Genomic DNA, 15,225 nt, shown 5'->3' on the forward strand with positions numbered 1-15,225 from the left:
CCCACAGGGAAAGCGATCGCCAGCAGGGTGCCGAGGAAGGTCGCCACCCCCTTGCCGCCCTTGAAATTTAGCCAGACCGGGAAGCAGTGGCCGAGGAAGGCCGCCCCGCCCGCCACCACGGCGGCGAGCGGCGAGAGCAGCCAGAGGGCGAGACCGACGGCGATCGCCCCTTTGCCGCCGTCGAGCAGCAGGGTGGCCAGCGCCAAGCCTTTGTTGCCCGTGCGCAGCACGTTGGTGGCGCCGATATTGCCGGAACCGACGGCGCGGATATCGCCGAGCCCGGCCGCCCTGGTCAGCACCAGACCGAAGGGGATCGAGCCCAGCAGATAGCCGCCGCCCCCTGCCAGTGCGATGCCCAGTCCCCCCTCCAGCGCCATGTCAGGCTCCGATATTGCGGTCGTAGACCTTGAGGCCGTCGACCACGGTCATGAGCACGCGACCGGTCAGTGGCAGCCCTTCGTAGGGCGTATTCTTGGACTTGCCCTTGAATTTGTCGACGTCGACGCGCCAGGGCTTCTCGGGATCGAACAGGGTGAAATCGGCCTTGGCCCCGGCGCGCAAGGCACCGCGCGAATTCAGGCCGAGCAGCCTGGCCGGACCGCAGGTCATCTTGGCGAGGAGCTGGTTCAGGCCGAAGTCATAGGAATGATACAGCGAGAGAGCGACCGAGAGCATGGTCTCCAGCCCGGCCGCGCCGAAGGCGGCCTGGGCGAAGGGCAGGCGCTTCGATTCGACGTCCTGCGGCATGTGGCCGGAGACGATGACATCGATCGTGCCGTCGCGGATCGCCTCGATCACGGCCAGCCGGTCGTCCTCGGAACGGAGCGGCGGCGAGACCTTGGCGAAGGTCCGGTAATCGTTCACCGCATTCTCGTTCAGCATGAAGTAATGGGGCGCCGTGCCGCAGGTGACTTTCAGGCCCCGCGCCTTGGCCGTCCGGATCACTTCGATCGTATCGGCCGCCGAAACCTGGGAGACGTGATAGCGCGCCCCCGTGAGCGCCACCAGGCGAAGGTCGCGCTCCACAACCATGGCTTCCGCCGCCGTGGGAATGCCGGCGAGGCCGAGGCGGGTGGCGACTTCGCCCTCGTTCATGACGCCGTCGCGGGCGAGCGAGGGGTCTTCGGCATGCTGGATCACCAGCTTGCCGAACAGGGTCGAATAGGACAGTGCCCGGCGCATCACCCGGGCCGAGGCGACCGCCCGGTCGCCGTCGGTGAAGGCCACCGCGCCGGCCTCGACCAGGAGGCCCATCTCGGTCATCTCCTCGCCCTTCAGGGCCTTGGTGATGGCGGCCATGGGCTGGACGCGGACGACCGAATTCTCGCGCGCGCGGCGCTCGACATATTCGACGATCGCCGCCTCGTCGATCGGCGGATCGGTATTGGGCAGGCAGATCAGGGTGGTGATGCCGCCCGCCGCCGCCGCATGGCTGGCGGAGGCGAAGCTCTCCTTGTGCTCGGCCCCGGGCTCGCCCACGAAGGCGTGCATGTCAATGAGGCCGGGGCTCAGGCAATGGCCGCCGCAGTCGACCGTCTCGACCCCGCTCGGCACGCCGTCGGCGAAGAGCCGGGGGCCGAGGTCGGCGATCTGCTCGCCCACGGTCAGCAGGGCGCCGGGCGTGTCGAGCCCGGTCGCGGGATCGAGCAGGCGGGCGTTCAGATAGGCGACGAGCTTGCCCTTCTCGGCACCGGGATTGGCGGGACGTTTCACTGTGCGGGCCCCACGTTCGGCAGGTGATGGGTGAGCGCTTCGAGGCAGGCCATGCGCACCGCGACGCCCATTTCGACCTGCTCGCGGATCACGGAGCGGTTGATGTCGTCGGCCACCAGGCTGTCGATCTCGACACCGCGGTTCATCGGTCCGGGGTGCATGATCAGGGCATCCGGCTTGGCCAACGCCAGCTTGGCCTGGTCGAGGCCGTAGAGATGGAAATATTCGCGGAGCGAGGGCACATAAGCGCCCTGCATGCGCTCCATCTGGAGCCGCAGCATCATCACGATGTCGACCCCTTCGAGGCCCGAGCGCATGTCGTGATGGACCTCGACGCCCAGTTCGTCGATCGCCCGCGGCATCAGGGTGGGCGGGCCGATGACGCGGACGCGGGCGCCCATGATGTTCAGGAGGTGGATATTGGAGCGCGCCACCCGAGAGTGCAGGATGTCGCCGCAGATCGCCACGATCTGCCCTTCCAGCCGGCCGCGGCGGCGGCGGATGGTCAGGGCGTCGAGCAGCGCCTGGGTCGGATGCTCATGCGCCCCGTCACCCGCGTTGATGACAGCGCAGGAGACTTTCCGGGCCAGCAACTGGACCGCACCGGAATCCTGGTGCCGCACCACGAGGACGTCGGGATGCATGGCGTTCAGCGTCATCGCGGTGTCGATCAGCGTCTCGCCCTTGGAGACGGAAGAGCGCTGCACCGCCATGTTGATGACGTCGGCGCCGAGCCGCTTGCCGGCGAGCTCGAAGGAGGTCGAGGTCCGGGTCGAGGCTTCGAAGAACAGGTTCACCTGGGTCCGGCCGCGCAGCACGGACTTCTTCTTGTCGACCTGCCGGTTCTGCTCGACGTAGGAGTCGGCCAGATCCAGCAGATAGGTGATGTCCGGGGGCTGAAGCCCCTCGATCCCGAGCAGATGCCGGTGCGGGAAACCCGGGGAAGCGGAGTCGGTCATGGCCCCGTTCTATACGGCGGGCCCGTCACCGCCGCAAGCACGCCGCCGGGCCGCGGCGACCGCCGCGCTGCATCACAATCGGAAATTGCAAATCGGATCGGGCGGCCGCACTGTTTCATTCGAACGACCGACGTCGATCGGGGACCGACCATGCCCGGCACGCAGCACACCGTCACCTCGCTTCCACCCGACGACCTGACCCCGGACGAGGTGGCTCTTTGCTTCCCCGAGCAATTGGATCCCCTCGAAGGCGGGGTCTTCGAGATCGCGCTGGTTCTCGCCGGGACGGCTTCGGCCGGGGCCTATACCGCGGGCGTGCTGGACTATCTGATCGAGGCGCTGGATGCCTGGGAGGCGGAACGGGGCAAGCCCGGCGTGCCGGCCCACCGGGTGGTGATCAGCTCGGCCACCGGAACCTCGGGCGGGGCCATCAACGGCGCCATCCTGGCCCGGGCGGCACGCTACGCCTTCCCCCATGGCCCATGCAGCGGCAATCCCTTCTATGACACCTGGATCGGGGCCGCCGGCCTCGAACATTTCCTGGCCACGCCGGAAAACGAGAGCACCCTGGAAGCCCTGCTCAGCACGCAGCGGATCGAGCAGGTCGCGAGCCGCCTGCTGACCTTCGAGGGCCAGCCGTTACAGCGTCCCTATCTGGCCAATCCGTTCCGCCTGTGCATGACGCTCGGCAATCTGACCGGCATCCCCTATTCCGTGCGCTTCGCCGGGACCGATGACTTTCGTCACGGCATGACCGCCCATGCCGACCATGTCCGCTTCAGCCTGGCCCTGGAGGGCGGCCATCCCAACCGCGACGATCCGCGCCGCGACCAGTTTTCCCTGAAGCATGGCGATCCGGCGAACTGGCAGCAGCTTCGCGCCGGGGCGCTGGCCACCAGTGCCTTTCCCGGCGCCTTCAAGGCGCGTCCGATCGAGCGACCGTTGGATTTCCTGCGCTATCGCGCGATGGCCGTACCGAGAGAAGGAGGCGGCATCGACGTCCGCCCGCTCGTCCCCGACTGGGACGTTCTGGCGACCGACGGCAAGCTGCCGCACCTCGTGAAGACCGCCAATGTCGACGGCGGCGCCTTCAACAACGAACCGATCGATTTCGGCCATGCCATGCTGGCCGGCCTCGCCGGTCGCAACCCGCGCACCGCCGACCTGGTGACCCGCGCCCTTGTGCTGATCGATCCCTTCAGCAACGGCCAGACCCTGGGCGCCGCCAGGCCGGGCAACCTGCTGAAGACTCTGGGGGCGCTGGTCGGGGCGGAAATCGCCCAGGCACGCTTCAAGCCGTCCGATGTGGCCCTGGCGGGCGACGAATCGACTTTCAGCCGCTTCTTGCTGGCCCCGGTCGGCCCGAGTGAACTGAGCCCGCGCGAGATCGGCAGCGCGGCGATCACGGCGAGCGGTCTCGACGGCTTCTTGGCCTTCGTCCACCCCGACCTGTCGCGGCACGATTTCGAGCTGGGGCGCTACAATGCCCATCGCTTCCTGCGCAGCCATTTCGCCCTGCCCTTCGGCGTCGCCAATGCCGGGATCACCAACTGGGAAGCGAATACCGAGGACGGCGCCTGTTTCGAAGACGACGGTGCCAAGTGGCGGCGCCTCGTCTATCTGACGCCGGCCCTGCTGAAGAACCCGCCGCCACCGCCCGAACGCCCCTCGATCCCCCTGCCGGAGGCCGAGACCAAAAAGGCCATCCACGCCCGGCTTTCCCACGTGGTCGAACTGGCCGAAGACCTGGCCGGCCTGAACGACACGCTGAAGGGGCAACTCCTCGGCGCCTATCTCTCGCCCGTCAAATGGATCGGCGAGACGAAGGTGGTCGATGCCGCCTACGAGATGATCCGCACCGCCCTGGACGAGCGGATGCTGCTGCTCGAAACCTGAGCCGTCAGCGCCGCAAGCGGCCCGCAGCAGCGTCGAGATAGCCCTGGAGGATATAGGCCGCGGCCAGCTTGTCGACGAGTTCGGCCCGCCGCGCCCGGCTCATGTCCGCCTCGATCATCATGCGGGTGACGGCGGCGGTCGACAGGCGCTCGTCCCAGAAAGTCAGCGCCAGGTCGCGGCGCTTGAGCACTTCATTGGAGAAGGAGCGCGTCGCCTGGACGCGGGGCCCGCTGCTGCCGTCCATATTCATGGGCAGGCCCAACACGACGCCGGCCACCTGGTGCTCGTCGATCAGGGCGAAGAAACGCTCGACATCGATCGAGAATTTCACCCGCCGGATCGTCTCCAGCGGGCTCGCCACCGTGCGGGAAATGTCGGACAGCGCAAGACCGATCGTCTTGGTGCCGAGGTCGACGCCGAGCAGGCGTCCCACGGGCGGCAGGGCGGCATCGAAGCCGGCTTGGTCGAGCAGGGGCATGGCGGGCTTATAGCGGGAGCATGGGCTTGGCGCCACCCTCGAGACCTCCGGCGGCGAAGCCGAGGTCCTCGACCGCCGCCAGGACCTGGCCGCGCAGCCAGGCATGGGCCGGTTCCTTGTCGTAGCGGCTGTGCCAATAGAGGTTGACGTCCGGCGCCGGGATGGCGATCGGCGGGCGGAAGCGGCGGAGCGCCAGGTGGGGCGGCAGGCTCCGCGCGAATTGCTGCGGCACGGCGGCGATATGGGTGCCCGCGGCGACCGCCAGCGCGACCGCCTGGAAATGCGGCAGCGCCAAGCTGACCCGCCGTTTCAGGCCAAGCACCGTCAGCGCCTCGTCGACCATGCCGGACATGCTGCCGTCGATCGAGCGAAGCGCGTGGGGCAGCGTGGTGAAGACGTCGAGCGGCATTTCCGCCCCGTCCGCGACCCCGGCGAGGGCGGGATTGCCGGCCGCCGCGATCATCACGAAGGGCGCCTTGAAGAGGAGCTGGCACGACATCCAATCGGGCACTTCGAGCGGGCGCTCCAAGGCGAGGTCGACGCTGTTCTCCTGCAGCAGGCGGCCGACCTCGCCCCGCGCGCTGTCGAGCAGGCGGAGCCGCACCTCCGGCGCCTGTGCGTGCACCCGGCGGGCGAGATCGGGCATCAGCAGCATCGAGAAGAAATCGGCCCCCATCAGGGTGAAGGTGCGGGCCAGGCCCGCGAGGTCGAGGCCGCGCACCGCCTGCACCATCGCCTCGATTTCGGCCAGGGCCGCGCGGGCGTGTTCGGCGAGCTCGAGGGCGCGCGGCGTCGGCAGCATCTCGTTGCCCTGGCGGACGAAGAGCTGGTCGTTGAACAGCTGGCGGAGGCGCGCCAGCGCGGCACTCACCGCCGGCTGGCTGAGGCCGATGCGGTCGCCCGCCCGGGTCACGCTGCGTTCCCTGACCAAGGCATCGAAGACGCGGATCAGGTTGAGGTCGAGGGCGTTGAAATTCATGAACCCGATCGGCTCCATATGATCTCGCGATTGGGCTTGCACGCGGCCGGCCGTTACCACTCCCGCCACCACCATCGAGGACGGGAGATCCCCATGAGCATGACGACGGCCGAGGCCGAGGGCTACCGCTGGTTCGGCAATTCCCTGATCGCCATTCGCCTTTCCGCCGGTGATGGAGCCGACGGCCTCTGCCTGGTCGAACAATGGCTGCCCCCGGGCGAGGCGCCGCCCGAGCACCTGCACCGGAACGAGGACGAGGTTTTCCACCTGCTCGCCGGTGAACTGCGCATCCGCGTGGGCACGGCCGAGCGCCTGGTCCGCGCGGGCGAGACGCTGGTCGCCCCCAAGGGCGTGCCCCATGCCTTCGCAGTCACCGGCGAGGAGGGCGCCCACCTCCTGACCGTCACGCGGGGCGGGGATTTCGAAGCCATGCTGCGCCAGGCGAGCCGGCCCGCCGCAACGCCGACCCTGCCCGAAGCCGGCGTGCCGGACGCGGGCGCCATCGCCCATCTGACCGAATGCTGCCGGCGCAATGCGATCGAGATCGTCGGCCCGCCGCTGGCCTGAGCGCCCCGGATTGACTTGGCGGCGCCGCGGTGCACCAATGGCCCCGGGGATTCCCGGGGCCTTCTGTTCGGACATCGGCCATGACCGTCAATCGTCGCTTCTTCCTGCTGGGTTCGGTTTCGGCGCCTGCGCTGGTGCTGGGGGCGGCGTCCGCCCGGGCGTGGTCGAGCCAGCCACTGGGGCCGCAGGACGGCGCCACCTATGCCGCGCGCTGCGACGTGCTGCCCCACGACGGCCACCTGAAACAGGCGCTCGACCTGTTGGCCAAGACCGGCATCGCCGTGCCGCTGGCCAGCGCCCAGGCCTGCCCGATCTGCGGCTGCAGCATCACCCCCGCCTGATGATCCTGATCGGCCAATACGACTCGCCCTTCGTGCGGCGGGTCGCGGTCGCGCTACAGCTCTATGGCATGGCCTATGAGCATCGGCCGTGGTCGGTGTTCGGCGATGTCGAACAGGTGGCCCGCTACAACCCGCTTCGCCGCGTGCCGGTGCTGGTGCTCGACGGTGGCGAGGCGCTGGTCGACAGTGTCTCGATCCTCGATCACCTGGACGAAGTGGCGGGGCCGGAGCAGGCCCTTTTCCCGGCTGCCGGGCCTGCTCGCCGCGCCGCCCTCCGCCTTACTGCCTTCGGCACCGGCATCGCCGACAAGGCGGTGAGCCTGGTCTATTCCAGGGCCTGGCACCGCGAGACGGCGGGCGACTGGATCGCCCGCTGCCGCGGCCAGATTTCCAGCGTGCTCGACCATCTGGAAGCCGAACGCTCCGCCCTGCCCGGCCCCTTCTGGTTCGGCGAGAGGATCGGCCACGGCGACATCGCCCTCGCCTGCGCCCTCCGCTTCACGGCCGAAGCCCATCCCGGCGTCTTCGAAGCCGCCCATTGGCCCCATCTGGCCGCCCATGCCGCCCGCTGCGAAGCCCTGCCCGCCTTCTCCGCCGTGGTGCAGCCGCTGGTCACGCCGGACTGACCCTTACCGCTGACCCGCACCGCTACCTGCGCCCGCGCCGCTTGCCATAGCGCCCCCCGGGTTGCTAGGTTCCCCGCCTGCATTTCCGGGAAACTCAAGTCATGTCGGTCGATCCCGCCACCGTGAAGAAAATCGCGCGCCTGGCCCGCCTTCGGGTGGACGAGGCGGAACTGCCTGCCCTCGCCGAGGAAGTGAACGGCATCCTGCATTTCGTCGAACAGCTCCAGGCGGTCGACGTCACCGGGGTGGAGCCGCTGACTTCGGTCGTCCATGTCGCCCTGCCGCGCCGCCAAGACGTGGTGACCGACGGCGGCGACGCCGAAGCCGTGCTGGCCAATGCGCCGAACCGGATCGAGAGCTTCTTTACCGTGCCGAAGGTGGTCGAGTGATGACGTCGGAACTGAACCGCCTGACCCTGGCCGCGGCGAAGGAAGGCCTCGCCGCGCGCGAGTTTTCCGCCGTCGAGCTGACCAAGGCCCTGGTCGAGGCGATGGACGCCGGCCGCGTGCTGAACGCCTATGTCACCGAGACGCCGGAAGCCGCGCTGGCCCAGGCCGCCGAGGCCGACGCCCGCATCGCCAAGGGCGAGGCGCGCCCGCTCGAAGGCCTGCCGATCGGCGTCAAGGACCTGTTCTGCACCAAGGGCGTGCTGACCACCGCCGCCTCCCACATCCTGGACGGCTTCAAGCCGACCTACGAGTCGACCGTGACCGCCAACCTGTGGCGCGACGGTGCGGTGATGCTGGGCAAGCTGAACATGGACGAATTCGCCATGGGCGGCTCCAACGAGACCTCCTATTACGGGCCGGTGGTGAACCCCTGGCGGCGCACGGGCGACAATCGCCCGCTGGTGCCCGGCGGCTCCTCCGGCGGTTCGGCCGCGGCCGTGGCGGCGGATCTCTGCCTCGCCGCGACCGGCACCGATACCGGCGGCTCGATCCGCCAGCCGGCCGCCTTCACCGGCATCGTCGGGATCAAGCCGACCTATGGCCGCTGCTCGCGCTTCGGCATCGTCGCCTTCGCCTCGTCGCTCGACCAGGCCGGGCCGATGACCAAGACGGTGCGCGACGCCGCCCTGCTGCTGCAGTCCATGGCCGGCCACGATCCCAAGGATTCGACCAGCGTGCCGACCCCGGTGCCCGACTATTCGGCGGGCCTGACCGGCGACCTGCGCGGCCGCAAGATCGGCGTCCCCAAGGAATACCGCGTCGATGGCATGCCCGCCGAGATCGAGAAATGGTGGGCGCAGGGCATGGAGTGGCTCCGCGATGCCGGGGCCGAGATCGTCGACGTCTCCCTGCCCCACACCAAATACGCCCTGCCCGCCTATTACATCGTGGCGCCGGCCGAAGCCTCGTCGAACCTCGCGCGTTACGACGGTGTCCGCTTCGGCCTCCGCGTGCCGGGCAAGGACTTAACCGAGATGTATGAGAACACGCGCGGCGAAGGCTTCGGCAAGGAAGTGCGCCGGCGTATCCTGATCGGCACCTATGTCCTCTCGGCCGGTTACTACGACGCCTATTACACCCGCGCCCAGAAGCTGCGCCGCCTGATCTCGAACGATTTCGAGAAGGCCTTCGGCACGGTCGACGCCATCCTGGCGCCCGCCACCCCCTCGGCCGCCTTCGCGAGCGGCGAAGTGGCCGATCCGATCGCCATGTATCTGAACGACGTCTTCACCGTGACCGCCAACCTGGCCGGCCTGCCCGCCATGTCGGTCCCCGCCGGCCTTTCGGCCGAGGGGCTGCCGCTCGGCCTCCAGGTGATCGGCAAGGCCTTCGACGAGCCCATGGTGCTCAACGTCGGCTATGCCCTGGAACGGGCGGCGAATTTCACGACGAAGCCTGAAACCTGGTGGAGGGCCTGACCATGTCGAACCTGATCAAGGGCGCCACCGGCGATTGGGAAGTGGTCATCGGCATGGAAGTCCATGCCCAGGTGCTGTCCAACGCCAAGCTGTTCTCCGGCGCCGCCACCGCCTTCGGGGCGGAGCCGAATTCCCAGGTCAGCCTGGTCGACGCCGGCTTCCCCGGCATGTTGCCGGTGATCAACGACTATTGCGTCGAGCAGGCGGTGAAGACCGGCCTCGGCCTCAAGGCGAAGATCAACCTGCGCTCGGTCTTCGACCGCAAGAACTACTTCTATGCCGACCTGCCGAACGGCTATCAGATCTCGCAGTTCAAGGACCCGATCGTGGGCGAGGGCCGGCTGATCCTCGACATGCCGGACGGTTCGACGCGCGAGATCGGCATCACCCGCCTGCACCTCGAGCAGGACGCGGGCAAGAGCATGCACGACCAGCACCCGAACCTCACCTTCGTCGACCTCAACCGGGCCGGCGTCGCGCTGATGGAGATCGTCTCGGAGCCGGACCTGCGCTCGTCGGAAGAGGCCGCCCTCTATCTGACCAAGCTCCGCACCGTGCTGCGTTACCTCGGCACCTGCGACGGCAACATGGAGGAAGGCTCCATGCGCGCCGACGTGAACGTCTCGGTGCGCCGCCCGGGCGACGAATACGGCACACGCTGCGAGATCAAGAACGTCAACTCGATCCGCTTCGTGCGGGCCGCGGTCGAATACGAGGCGCGGCGCCAGATCGACATCATCGAGGATGGCGGCACGATCAAGCAGGAAACCCGCCTGTTCGATTCGGGCAAGGGCGTCACGCGGTCCATGCGCTCCAAGGAAGAGGCGCATGACTATCGCTACTTCCCCGATCCCGACCTGCTGCCCCTCGAACTCGACGCCGCCTGGGTCGAGAAGCTGAAGGGGACGCTGCCGGAACTGCCGGACGAGAAGAAGGCCCGCCTGGTCGCCGACTATGGCATCAAGCCCTATGACGCCAGCGTGCTGGTGGCCGAGCGCGAGCCGGCCGACTTCTTCGAAGCGGTCGCCAAGGGGCGCGATTCCAAGCTCGCCGCGAGCTGGATCATGGGCGATTACTTCGCCATGCTGAACCGCCTCGGCAAGAGCGTGGCCGACAGCCCGATTTCGGCCGCGGCGCTGGGCGAGCTGATCGACCTGATCGCCGACAACACGATCTCGGGCCGCCTGGCCAAGGAAGTGTTCGAGGCCATGGTCGAGAGCGGCAAGGCGCCCGGCGTCATCGTCGAGGAAAAGGGCCTGCGCCAGGTCACCGACACCGGCGCCATCGAAGCCGCGATCGACGACGTGCTGGCCAAGAACCAGGACAAGGTCGCCGAATACAAGTCCGGCAAGGACAAGCTGTTCGGCTTCTTCGTCGGCCAGGTGATGAAGGCGACCCAGGGCAAGGCCAATCCGGCCGCCGTGAACGACATCCTGAAGGCCAAGCTCCAGGCCTGATCGCTGTGTCAGATCCGGCCGGGCGCCGCCCGGCCGGATGCGGTAGAATGGCCGCCGATCATCGGAGACCGGCCATGCTCGACCATATCGGCTTTTCCGTGCGGGACATCGAAGCCTCCCGCACCTTCTATGTCGCCGCCCTCGCCCCCCTCGGCATTGCCATACAGATGGAAGTGACGGCGGAACAGACCGGGGCCGGCGCGCACCTCGGCTTCGGCACCGCCGGCAAGCCCTTCTTCTGGATCGGCTCCAGCGCCGCCCCGCTGAGCGGTACGCTCCATGTCGCCTTCGCGGCGCCCGACCGGGCCACGGTCGATGCCTTCTATGCCGCCGCCATGGCGGCCGGCGGGCGGGACAATGGCGCGCCGGGGATCCGCGCCCATTACCACCCGAATTACTACGGCGCCTTCGTGCTGGATCCGGATGGCCATAATATCGAGGCCGTCTGCCACCTGCCCGCCTGACTATTCGGCGGCGCGCGGCCCGTAATAGGGCGCGCGCCGTGCCTTTTCGGGATAATGGCCCTGGAGGCGGGCAGCGAGATGGCGCTGGATCAGCCAGACCGGCTCTTCCAGATGGGAGAGCCGGCCGCGCACCGCCATCCGAGAGTGCAGGCCGCGCTGGACCGCGGCATTCACGGCCATGTCCTCGGTATGGAAGGCGCGCAGCATTTCGGTTTCGGCCGCCAGCACCTGGTCCCAATCGGGCGCCGCCTTGGTTTGCCGCTTCACCAGGGTGGTCGTCAGCAGGCGGCATTTCTCCGCCCCGTCGGGCAGCAGGCGGTACCAGATCACCCGGTCGTGGGTGGTCAGCAGCATAAAGCAGGGATGGCCGAGGTAGAGGCCCCATTCGTGGGCCTGCTCGTCAGAGAGCCCCTCGATCGCGGCGAAACCCGGCACCTTGCCGGCGGCGAGGTCGGCGCGCATTTCCGGCGTATAGGGCAGATGGGCCTTGATGAAATGGGGCTGTTCCGCCTCGCTCCAGGTCTTTTCGCCCGGCATGGTCAGGTTCAGCGTGCGGGCATGGGCGCCGATGTGGTGATAGGACTCCATCCAGTTCTCGACCATCACCTTCCAATTGAAGGCGCAGTCCCAGGTCATTTCGATCGCGATTTCCATCGCGCCGATGTCCCAGGGCGCGATCGCGGCGGCGAAATCGGCATATTGGGATGCCAGCGGTTCCGCCTCGCCATCGAGATTGACGAAGACGAAGCCCTGCCAGACCTCTGACCGGAAGGCCTGCAGCGGCCAGTCCTTCTTCTCGAAACCCTCCGCCCCCTGCATCTGGGCGCAGCCGCGGAGAGAACCATCCAGGTTATAGGTCCAAGAGTGATAGGGGCAGGTCAGGGTGGCCCGCCTGCCCTTCTCCGGCACCGCGCCGCCGGGCGGCATGATGTCCATCGCCCGGTGGGCACAGACGCGGGAGAGCACGCGGATCGTGCCCGCCTTGTCGCGCACCACGACCATCGGCTCGCCCAGCAGATCGACGGCGAGATAGGAACCCACGTCCGGCACCTGGGAGACATGGGCAACACACATCCAGCCCGCCTCGAAGACGGCGCGGCGTTCGAGATCGAACCAGTCTTCGGCGGTATAGACCGCGGCCGGCAGCGTGCGCGCCCGGCCGAGCGGCAGCGCCGCCGTGGCGATCACGTCGCGGGCGAGCGCGTCGAGGCCGGCTGTGCTCAAAGCCCGAATTCCTCCCGCACCGCCGCCGCGATCAGGGGCACGTGGTCGTCCAGCAGCCACTGGCCCTTTTCCGCCGTGGAGCCCTGGGCACGCGCCAGCACGCCGGAGGCCGGCACCTTGTCGGTCCAGACCGGGGTGCGGTCGTAGGTCGGGAATTTGGCCGGGCCGTCGTTCGGGATCTTGCCCATGTCGACGAGGTCGGGCCGGATCGCCAGCATGAGCGAGGTCTCGAGCAGGCTGGCGTGTTCGAGATCGGTGCCCGGGAAGCCTTCCGGGAACAGCCGGTCCAGCGTCTCGCGCTTGACGAAATCCCAATATTCGAGGCGCAACGCCGTAACATCCGCGATGCCGTCGCGGCGGAGTTCGCGCAGGCCGAGGTCGAGGCCCTCGACCGCCGGCCAGGCATTCTCGAAATGACCGTTCAGGATGACGAAACGGCGCACGCCATGGAGGCCCAGGTCGTGCACCACGTCCTTGATCACCAGCGAAAGGGTCTGGGCCGACAGGCTGGTGGTGCCCGGAAAGGCCTGGCCGCCGCCCGAGCGCGGCTGCGACTTGTAACCATAGGGGATCGTGGGCGCGACCAGGCCGCCGACCTCGCGGGCGACCGCCGCCGCCACCGCCGAGGGCAGGAAGACGTCGACGCCGAGGGGCAGATGCGGCCCGTGCTGCTCGGTCGCACCGAGGGGCAGGAACACCGGCGCGCCGGCCGCGACCCTGGCCTGGAAGTCCGGCCAAGTGATTTCCTGCATGAAGACCGAAGCGGCCATGATCATCCCCTATCGCATGGCGGCGCCGCCATCGACGCCGAGACATTGACCCGTGACGAAGCCGGCCCCGGGGCCGGCGAGAAAGAGAACCGCCGCCGCCACCTCTTCCGGGCGGCCGATACGGCCGAGCGGGTTACCCGTCTCGACCGCCTTCAAGGCGGCATCCATATGGGCGAAATCCAGGAGCGGCGTGTCGACCGGCCCGGGTGCCACCGCATTGACCCTTATCGCCGGCCCCAGTTCCCGCGCCCAGGAACGGGTGAGCGACAGGATCGCCCCCTTGGTGGCGGCATAGACCGAAGAGCCGGCCCGGCCGAGATAGGCGAGTTCGGACGCGATGTTGACGATCCGCGCATCGGCCGCCAGATGGGGCAGTGCCGCCTGGGTGACCAGGATCGGCCCCTTCAGGTTGACCGCGATCAGGCGGTCCATCTCGTCGACGCTGAGGGCGGCCAGGGTCCGGCTGATCTCGATCCCCGCGCAATTGACCAGGACGTCGATGGTGCCGAGCAGGTCGGCCGCGGCCTCGACGCCGGCCCGCGCCGCCGCCGGGGCCGAGACGTCGGCGGCCAGGATGACGAAACCGTCGCCCTGCCCTGCCGCGAGGTCGAGGCCGACCACCAGCGCGCCGGCGGCGGCGAAGGCTTCGGCGATCGCCCGGCCGATGCCGCTGGCGGCACCCGTCACCACCACCCGTGCTCCCGAGAATTCGCCGCCCATCTCGCCCTCGCTGTTTCGGGGCCAGGATGGCGGCAGTCCCGGCCTTGTCGAAGCCGCGAAATGGCAATGGCCGCCATTGATGGAATCAATGATAGAATGCGACCGGCCCGCAACGGAGCGTGACTTGGCCGACAAGCGACCCGACCGCGATGCCGGCCTGTTCCGCCGCATCGACCTCAACCTTTTCCGCGTCTTCCTCGAGATCGCCCGCGCCGGCGGCATCGGCGCTGCCGCGCGGCGCCTCAATCTGCGCCAGCCGGCGGTGAGCCTGGCGCTGCAAAGGCTCGAGGGCCATCTGGGCCACGAACTGTGCAGCCGCAATTCCCGCGGCGTCACCCTGACCCCGGCGGGGCGGGTCGCGGCCCATTACGCCGAACAATTATTCCGCGAGGTCGAAGCCCTGCCCCGCGCCCTCGCCGCCGCGGCCGGCGAGGTCGAGGGCGACCTGGTGATCCGCGCCGTCTCCGGCGTCGTCTCGCCCGAGGTCGATGCCACGCTGGAGACCATGGCCCGGCGCCACCCCCGCATCCGCCTGCTGATCGACATCGCGCCCCGGCGCATGGTGCTCCAGGCGCTCGCCAAGGGCATGGCCGATGCCTGCATCACCTTCGACGCCGCCCCCCGTGCCGATCTCCACTACGAAGTCCTGATGCGGGAATATCAGCAGATCTACTGCGGGCGGAGCCATCCGCTCTATGGCCTTCGGGTGAGCGATCCCGCCGTGCTGGCGGGCGAGCGCTTCGTCCTCATGGGTTCGGACGAGCCGGACGACGTGCGCCATTTCCGCCGCCGCTACGGCCTCGGTGAGAATCCGGCCGGCATCGCCGAAAACCTGGCCGAGACCATCCGGCTGATCCGCCTCGGCATCGGCATCGGCTTCCTGCCCACGCTGATCGCCGAAGGCGTGACCCCGGCCGAGACGCTGTGGCCCCTGCTGCCGGCGGAGATGCTGCCCAATTACCTGATGTATCTGGTGACCCGCCCGGCCGACGAGCAGAGCCTGCCGGCCCAGCTCTTCCTGGCCGAGATCCGCCGCCGCCTGGCCGCCCAGGCGCCGTGATTTCTGGCGCCCTGACGCCTCAGCCCGGGGCGCGGGACATCCGCCCTTCTTTGTCGAAGAAGGGGAAGATGCCGATCTTGAAGCATTTGCCCATGGTGGTGGCG

General features: G+C 68.6%; 17 protein-coding genes. 9 read left to right on the forward strand and 8 right to left on the reverse strand.

Annotated elements, in window-relative coordinates; translation table 11 throughout:
* From WC493_RS17205 to WC493_RS17215, 3 genes are all read right to left on the reverse strand, one after another.
* On the reverse strand, nt 1-377 hold a 377-nt coding region (locus tag WC493_RS17205), incomplete at its 3' end, for a glycerol-3-phosphate acyltransferase (protein WP_373066837.1).
* A 1-nt stretch (nt 378) separates the two neighbouring features.
* A complete protein-coding gene (gene pyrC, locus WC493_RS17210; RefSeq protein WP_373066839.1) occupies nt 379-1,713 on the reverse strand; it encodes a dihydroorotase in 1,335 nt (444 codons plus the stop codon).
* On the reverse strand, nt 1,710-2,672 hold the full coding sequence (locus tag WC493_RS17215; protein WP_373066840.1) for an aspartate carbamoyltransferase catalytic subunit: 963 nt from the start codon (nt 2,670-2,672) through the stop codon (nt 1,710-1,712). Before WC493_RS17215 ends, pyrC begins: the two co-directional genes overlap by 4 nt.
* 150 nt (nt 2,673-2,822) lie before the next feature.
* Between WC493_RS17215 and WC493_RS17220 the strand changes: the two genes are divergently transcribed.
* Nucleotides 2,823-4,568, forward strand: coding sequence for a patatin-like phospholipase family protein (locus WC493_RS17220; RefSeq protein ID WP_373066841.1), 1,746 nt, complete (start codon nt 2,823-2,825; stop codon nt 4,566-4,568).
* 4 nt (nt 4,569-4,572) lie between these two features.
* Here WC493_RS17220 and ruvX read toward each other — a convergent pair whose 3' ends face one another.
* A complete protein-coding gene (gene ruvX / locus WC493_RS17225; protein ID WP_373066843.1) occupies nt 4,573-5,046 on the reverse strand; it encodes a Holliday junction resolvase RuvX in 474 nt (157 codons plus the stop codon).
* Nucleotides 5,047-5,053: 7 nt separating this feature from the next.
* Nucleotides 5,054-6,025: a LysR substrate-binding domain-containing protein gene (locus WC493_RS17230; protein WP_373066844.1), complete on the reverse strand. Its 972-nt coding sequence runs from the start codon at nt 6,023-6,025 to the stop codon at nt 5,054-5,056.
* Between the two features lie 93 nt (nt 6,026-6,118).
* On the opposite strand from WC493_RS17230, the gene WC493_RS17235 reads away from it, so the two are divergent.
* From WC493_RS17235 to WC493_RS17265, 7 genes are all read left to right on the forward strand, one after another.
* The gene (locus WC493_RS17235; RefSeq protein ID WP_373066845.1) at nt 6,119-6,592 is read left to right on the forward strand and encodes a cupin domain-containing protein; all 474 of its coding nucleotides are present in this window, start codon (nt 6,119-6,121) and stop codon (nt 6,590-6,592) included.
* A gap of 80 nt (nt 6,593-6,672) precedes the next feature.
* Nucleotides 6,673-6,933 carry a hypothetical protein gene (locus tag WC493_RS17240; protein WP_373066847.1) on the forward strand — a complete coding sequence of 87 codons (261 nt, stop codon included), beginning with the start codon at nt 6,673-6,675 and terminating at the stop codon, nt 6,931-6,933.
* Nucleotides 6,933-7,559 carry a glutathione S-transferase family protein gene (locus WC493_RS17245; protein ID WP_373066848.1) on the forward strand — a complete coding sequence of 209 codons (627 nt, stop codon included), beginning with the start codon at nt 6,933-6,935 and terminating at the stop codon, nt 7,557-7,559. Before WC493_RS17240 ends, WC493_RS17245 begins: the two co-directional genes overlap by 1 nt.
* A 101-nt stretch (nt 7,560-7,660) precedes the next feature.
* Nucleotides 7,661-7,948: an Asp-tRNA(Asn)/Glu-tRNA(Gln) amidotransferase subunit GatC gene (gatC, locus tag WC493_RS17250; RefSeq protein ID WP_373066850.1), complete on the forward strand. Its 288-nt coding sequence runs from the start codon at nt 7,661-7,663 to the stop codon at nt 7,946-7,948.
* On the forward strand, nt 7,948-9,426 hold the full coding sequence (gene gatA / locus WC493_RS17255) for an Asp-tRNA(Asn)/Glu-tRNA(Gln) amidotransferase subunit GatA (protein WP_373066851.1): 1,479 nt from the start codon (nt 7,948-7,950) through the stop codon (nt 9,424-9,426). The genes gatC and gatA overlap by 1 nt, the downstream gene beginning before the upstream one ends.
* Before the next feature lie 2 nt (nt 9,427-9,428).
* A complete protein-coding gene (gene gatB, locus WC493_RS17260) occupies nt 9,429-10,883 on the forward strand; it encodes an Asp-tRNA(Asn)/Glu-tRNA(Gln) amidotransferase subunit GatB (protein WP_373066852.1) in 1,455 nt (484 codons plus the stop codon).
* Between the two features lie 74 nt (nt 10,884-10,957).
* A complete protein-coding gene (locus tag WC493_RS17265; protein ID WP_373066854.1) occupies nt 10,958-11,347 on the forward strand; it encodes a VOC family protein in 390 nt (129 codons plus the stop codon).
* On the opposite strand, the gene WC493_RS17270 is transcribed toward WC493_RS17265, so the two are convergent.
* The 3 genes from WC493_RS17270 to WC493_RS17280 are packed head-to-tail and all read right to left on the reverse strand — an operon-like array spanning nt 11,348 to nt 14,061.
* Nucleotides 11,348-12,571 (reverse strand): aromatic ring-hydroxylating dioxygenase subunit alpha, encoded by a 1,224-nt coding sequence (locus tag WC493_RS17270; protein ID WP_373066855.1) that lies wholly within the window; start codon nt 12,569-12,571, stop codon nt 11,348-11,350.
* Nucleotides 12,568-13,341 carry a creatininase gene (locus tag WC493_RS17275; RefSeq protein WP_373066856.1) on the reverse strand — a complete coding sequence of 258 codons (774 nt, stop codon included), beginning with the start codon at nt 13,339-13,341 and terminating at the stop codon, nt 12,568-12,570. The genes WC493_RS17270 and WC493_RS17275 overlap by 4 nt, the downstream gene beginning before the upstream one ends.
* A 9-nt stretch (nt 13,342-13,350) precedes the next feature.
* On the reverse strand, nt 13,351-14,061 hold the full coding sequence (locus WC493_RS17280) for an SDR family NAD(P)-dependent oxidoreductase (RefSeq protein ID WP_373066858.1): 711 nt from the start codon (nt 14,059-14,061) through the stop codon (nt 13,351-13,353).
* Between the two features lie 124 nt (nt 14,062-14,185).
* Between WC493_RS17280 and WC493_RS17285 the strand changes: the two genes are divergently transcribed.
* Nucleotides 14,186-15,121 (forward strand): LysR family transcriptional regulator, encoded by a 936-nt coding sequence (locus tag WC493_RS17285; protein WP_373066859.1) that lies wholly within the window; start codon nt 14,186-14,188, stop codon nt 15,119-15,121.
* Nucleotides 15,122-15,225: the final 104 nt, after the last annotated feature.

This window comes from Zavarzinia sp., assembly GCF_041650655.1.
GTDB lineage: Bacteria > Pseudomonadota > Alphaproteobacteria > Zavarziniales > Zavarziniaceae > Zavarzinia.

Excerpts from the sequence above, each read along its gene's own strand:
- WC493_RS17235 (WP_373066845.1), top strand. The coding sequence starts at position 6,119 with ATGAGCATGACGACGGCCGAGGCCGAGGGCTACCGCTGGTTCGGCAAT.
- WC493_RS17280 (WP_373066858.1), bottom strand. The coding sequence starts at position 14,061 with ATGGGCGGCGAATTCTCGGGAGCACGGGTGGTGGTGACGGGTGCCGCC.
- WC493_RS17220 (WP_373066841.1), top strand. The coding sequence starts at position 2,823 with ATGCCCGGCACGCAGCACACCGTCACCTCGCTTCCACCCGACGACCTG.
- gatB (WP_373066852.1), top strand. The coding sequence starts at position 9,429 with ATGTCGAACCTGATCAAGGGCGCCACCGGCGATTGGGAAGTGGTCATC.
- WC493_RS17275 (WP_373066856.1), bottom strand. The coding sequence starts at position 13,341 with ATGGCCGCTTCGGTCTTCATGCAGGAAATCACTTGGCCGGACTTCCAG.
- WC493_RS17245 (WP_373066848.1), top strand. The coding sequence starts at position 6,933 with ATGATCCTGATCGGCCAATACGACTCGCCCTTCGTGCGGCGGGTCGCG.
- WC493_RS17230 (WP_373066844.1), bottom strand. The coding sequence starts at position 6,025 with ATGAATTTCAACGCCCTCGACCTCAACCTGATCCGCGTCTTCGATGCC.
- gatA (WP_373066851.1), top strand. The coding sequence starts at position 7,948 with ATGACGTCGGAACTGAACCGCCTGACCCTGGCCGCGGCGAAGGAAGGC.
- ruvX (WP_373066843.1), bottom strand. The coding sequence starts at position 5,046 with ATGCCCCTGCTCGACCAAGCCGGCTTCGATGCCGCCCTGCCGCCCGTG.
- gatC (WP_373066850.1), top strand. The coding sequence starts at position 7,661 with ATGTCGGTCGATCCCGCCACCGTGAAGAAAATCGCGCGCCTGGCCCGC.
- WC493_RS17240 (WP_373066847.1), top strand. The coding sequence starts at position 6,673 with ATGACCGTCAATCGTCGCTTCTTCCTGCTGGGTTCGGTTTCGGCGCCT.
- WC493_RS17265 (WP_373066854.1), top strand. The coding sequence starts at position 10,958 with ATGCTCGACCATATCGGCTTTTCCGTGCGGGACATCGAAGCCTCCCGC.
- WC493_RS17215 (WP_373066840.1), bottom strand. The coding sequence starts at position 2,672 with ATGACCGACTCCGCTTCCCCGGGTTTCCCGCACCGGCATCTGCTCGGG.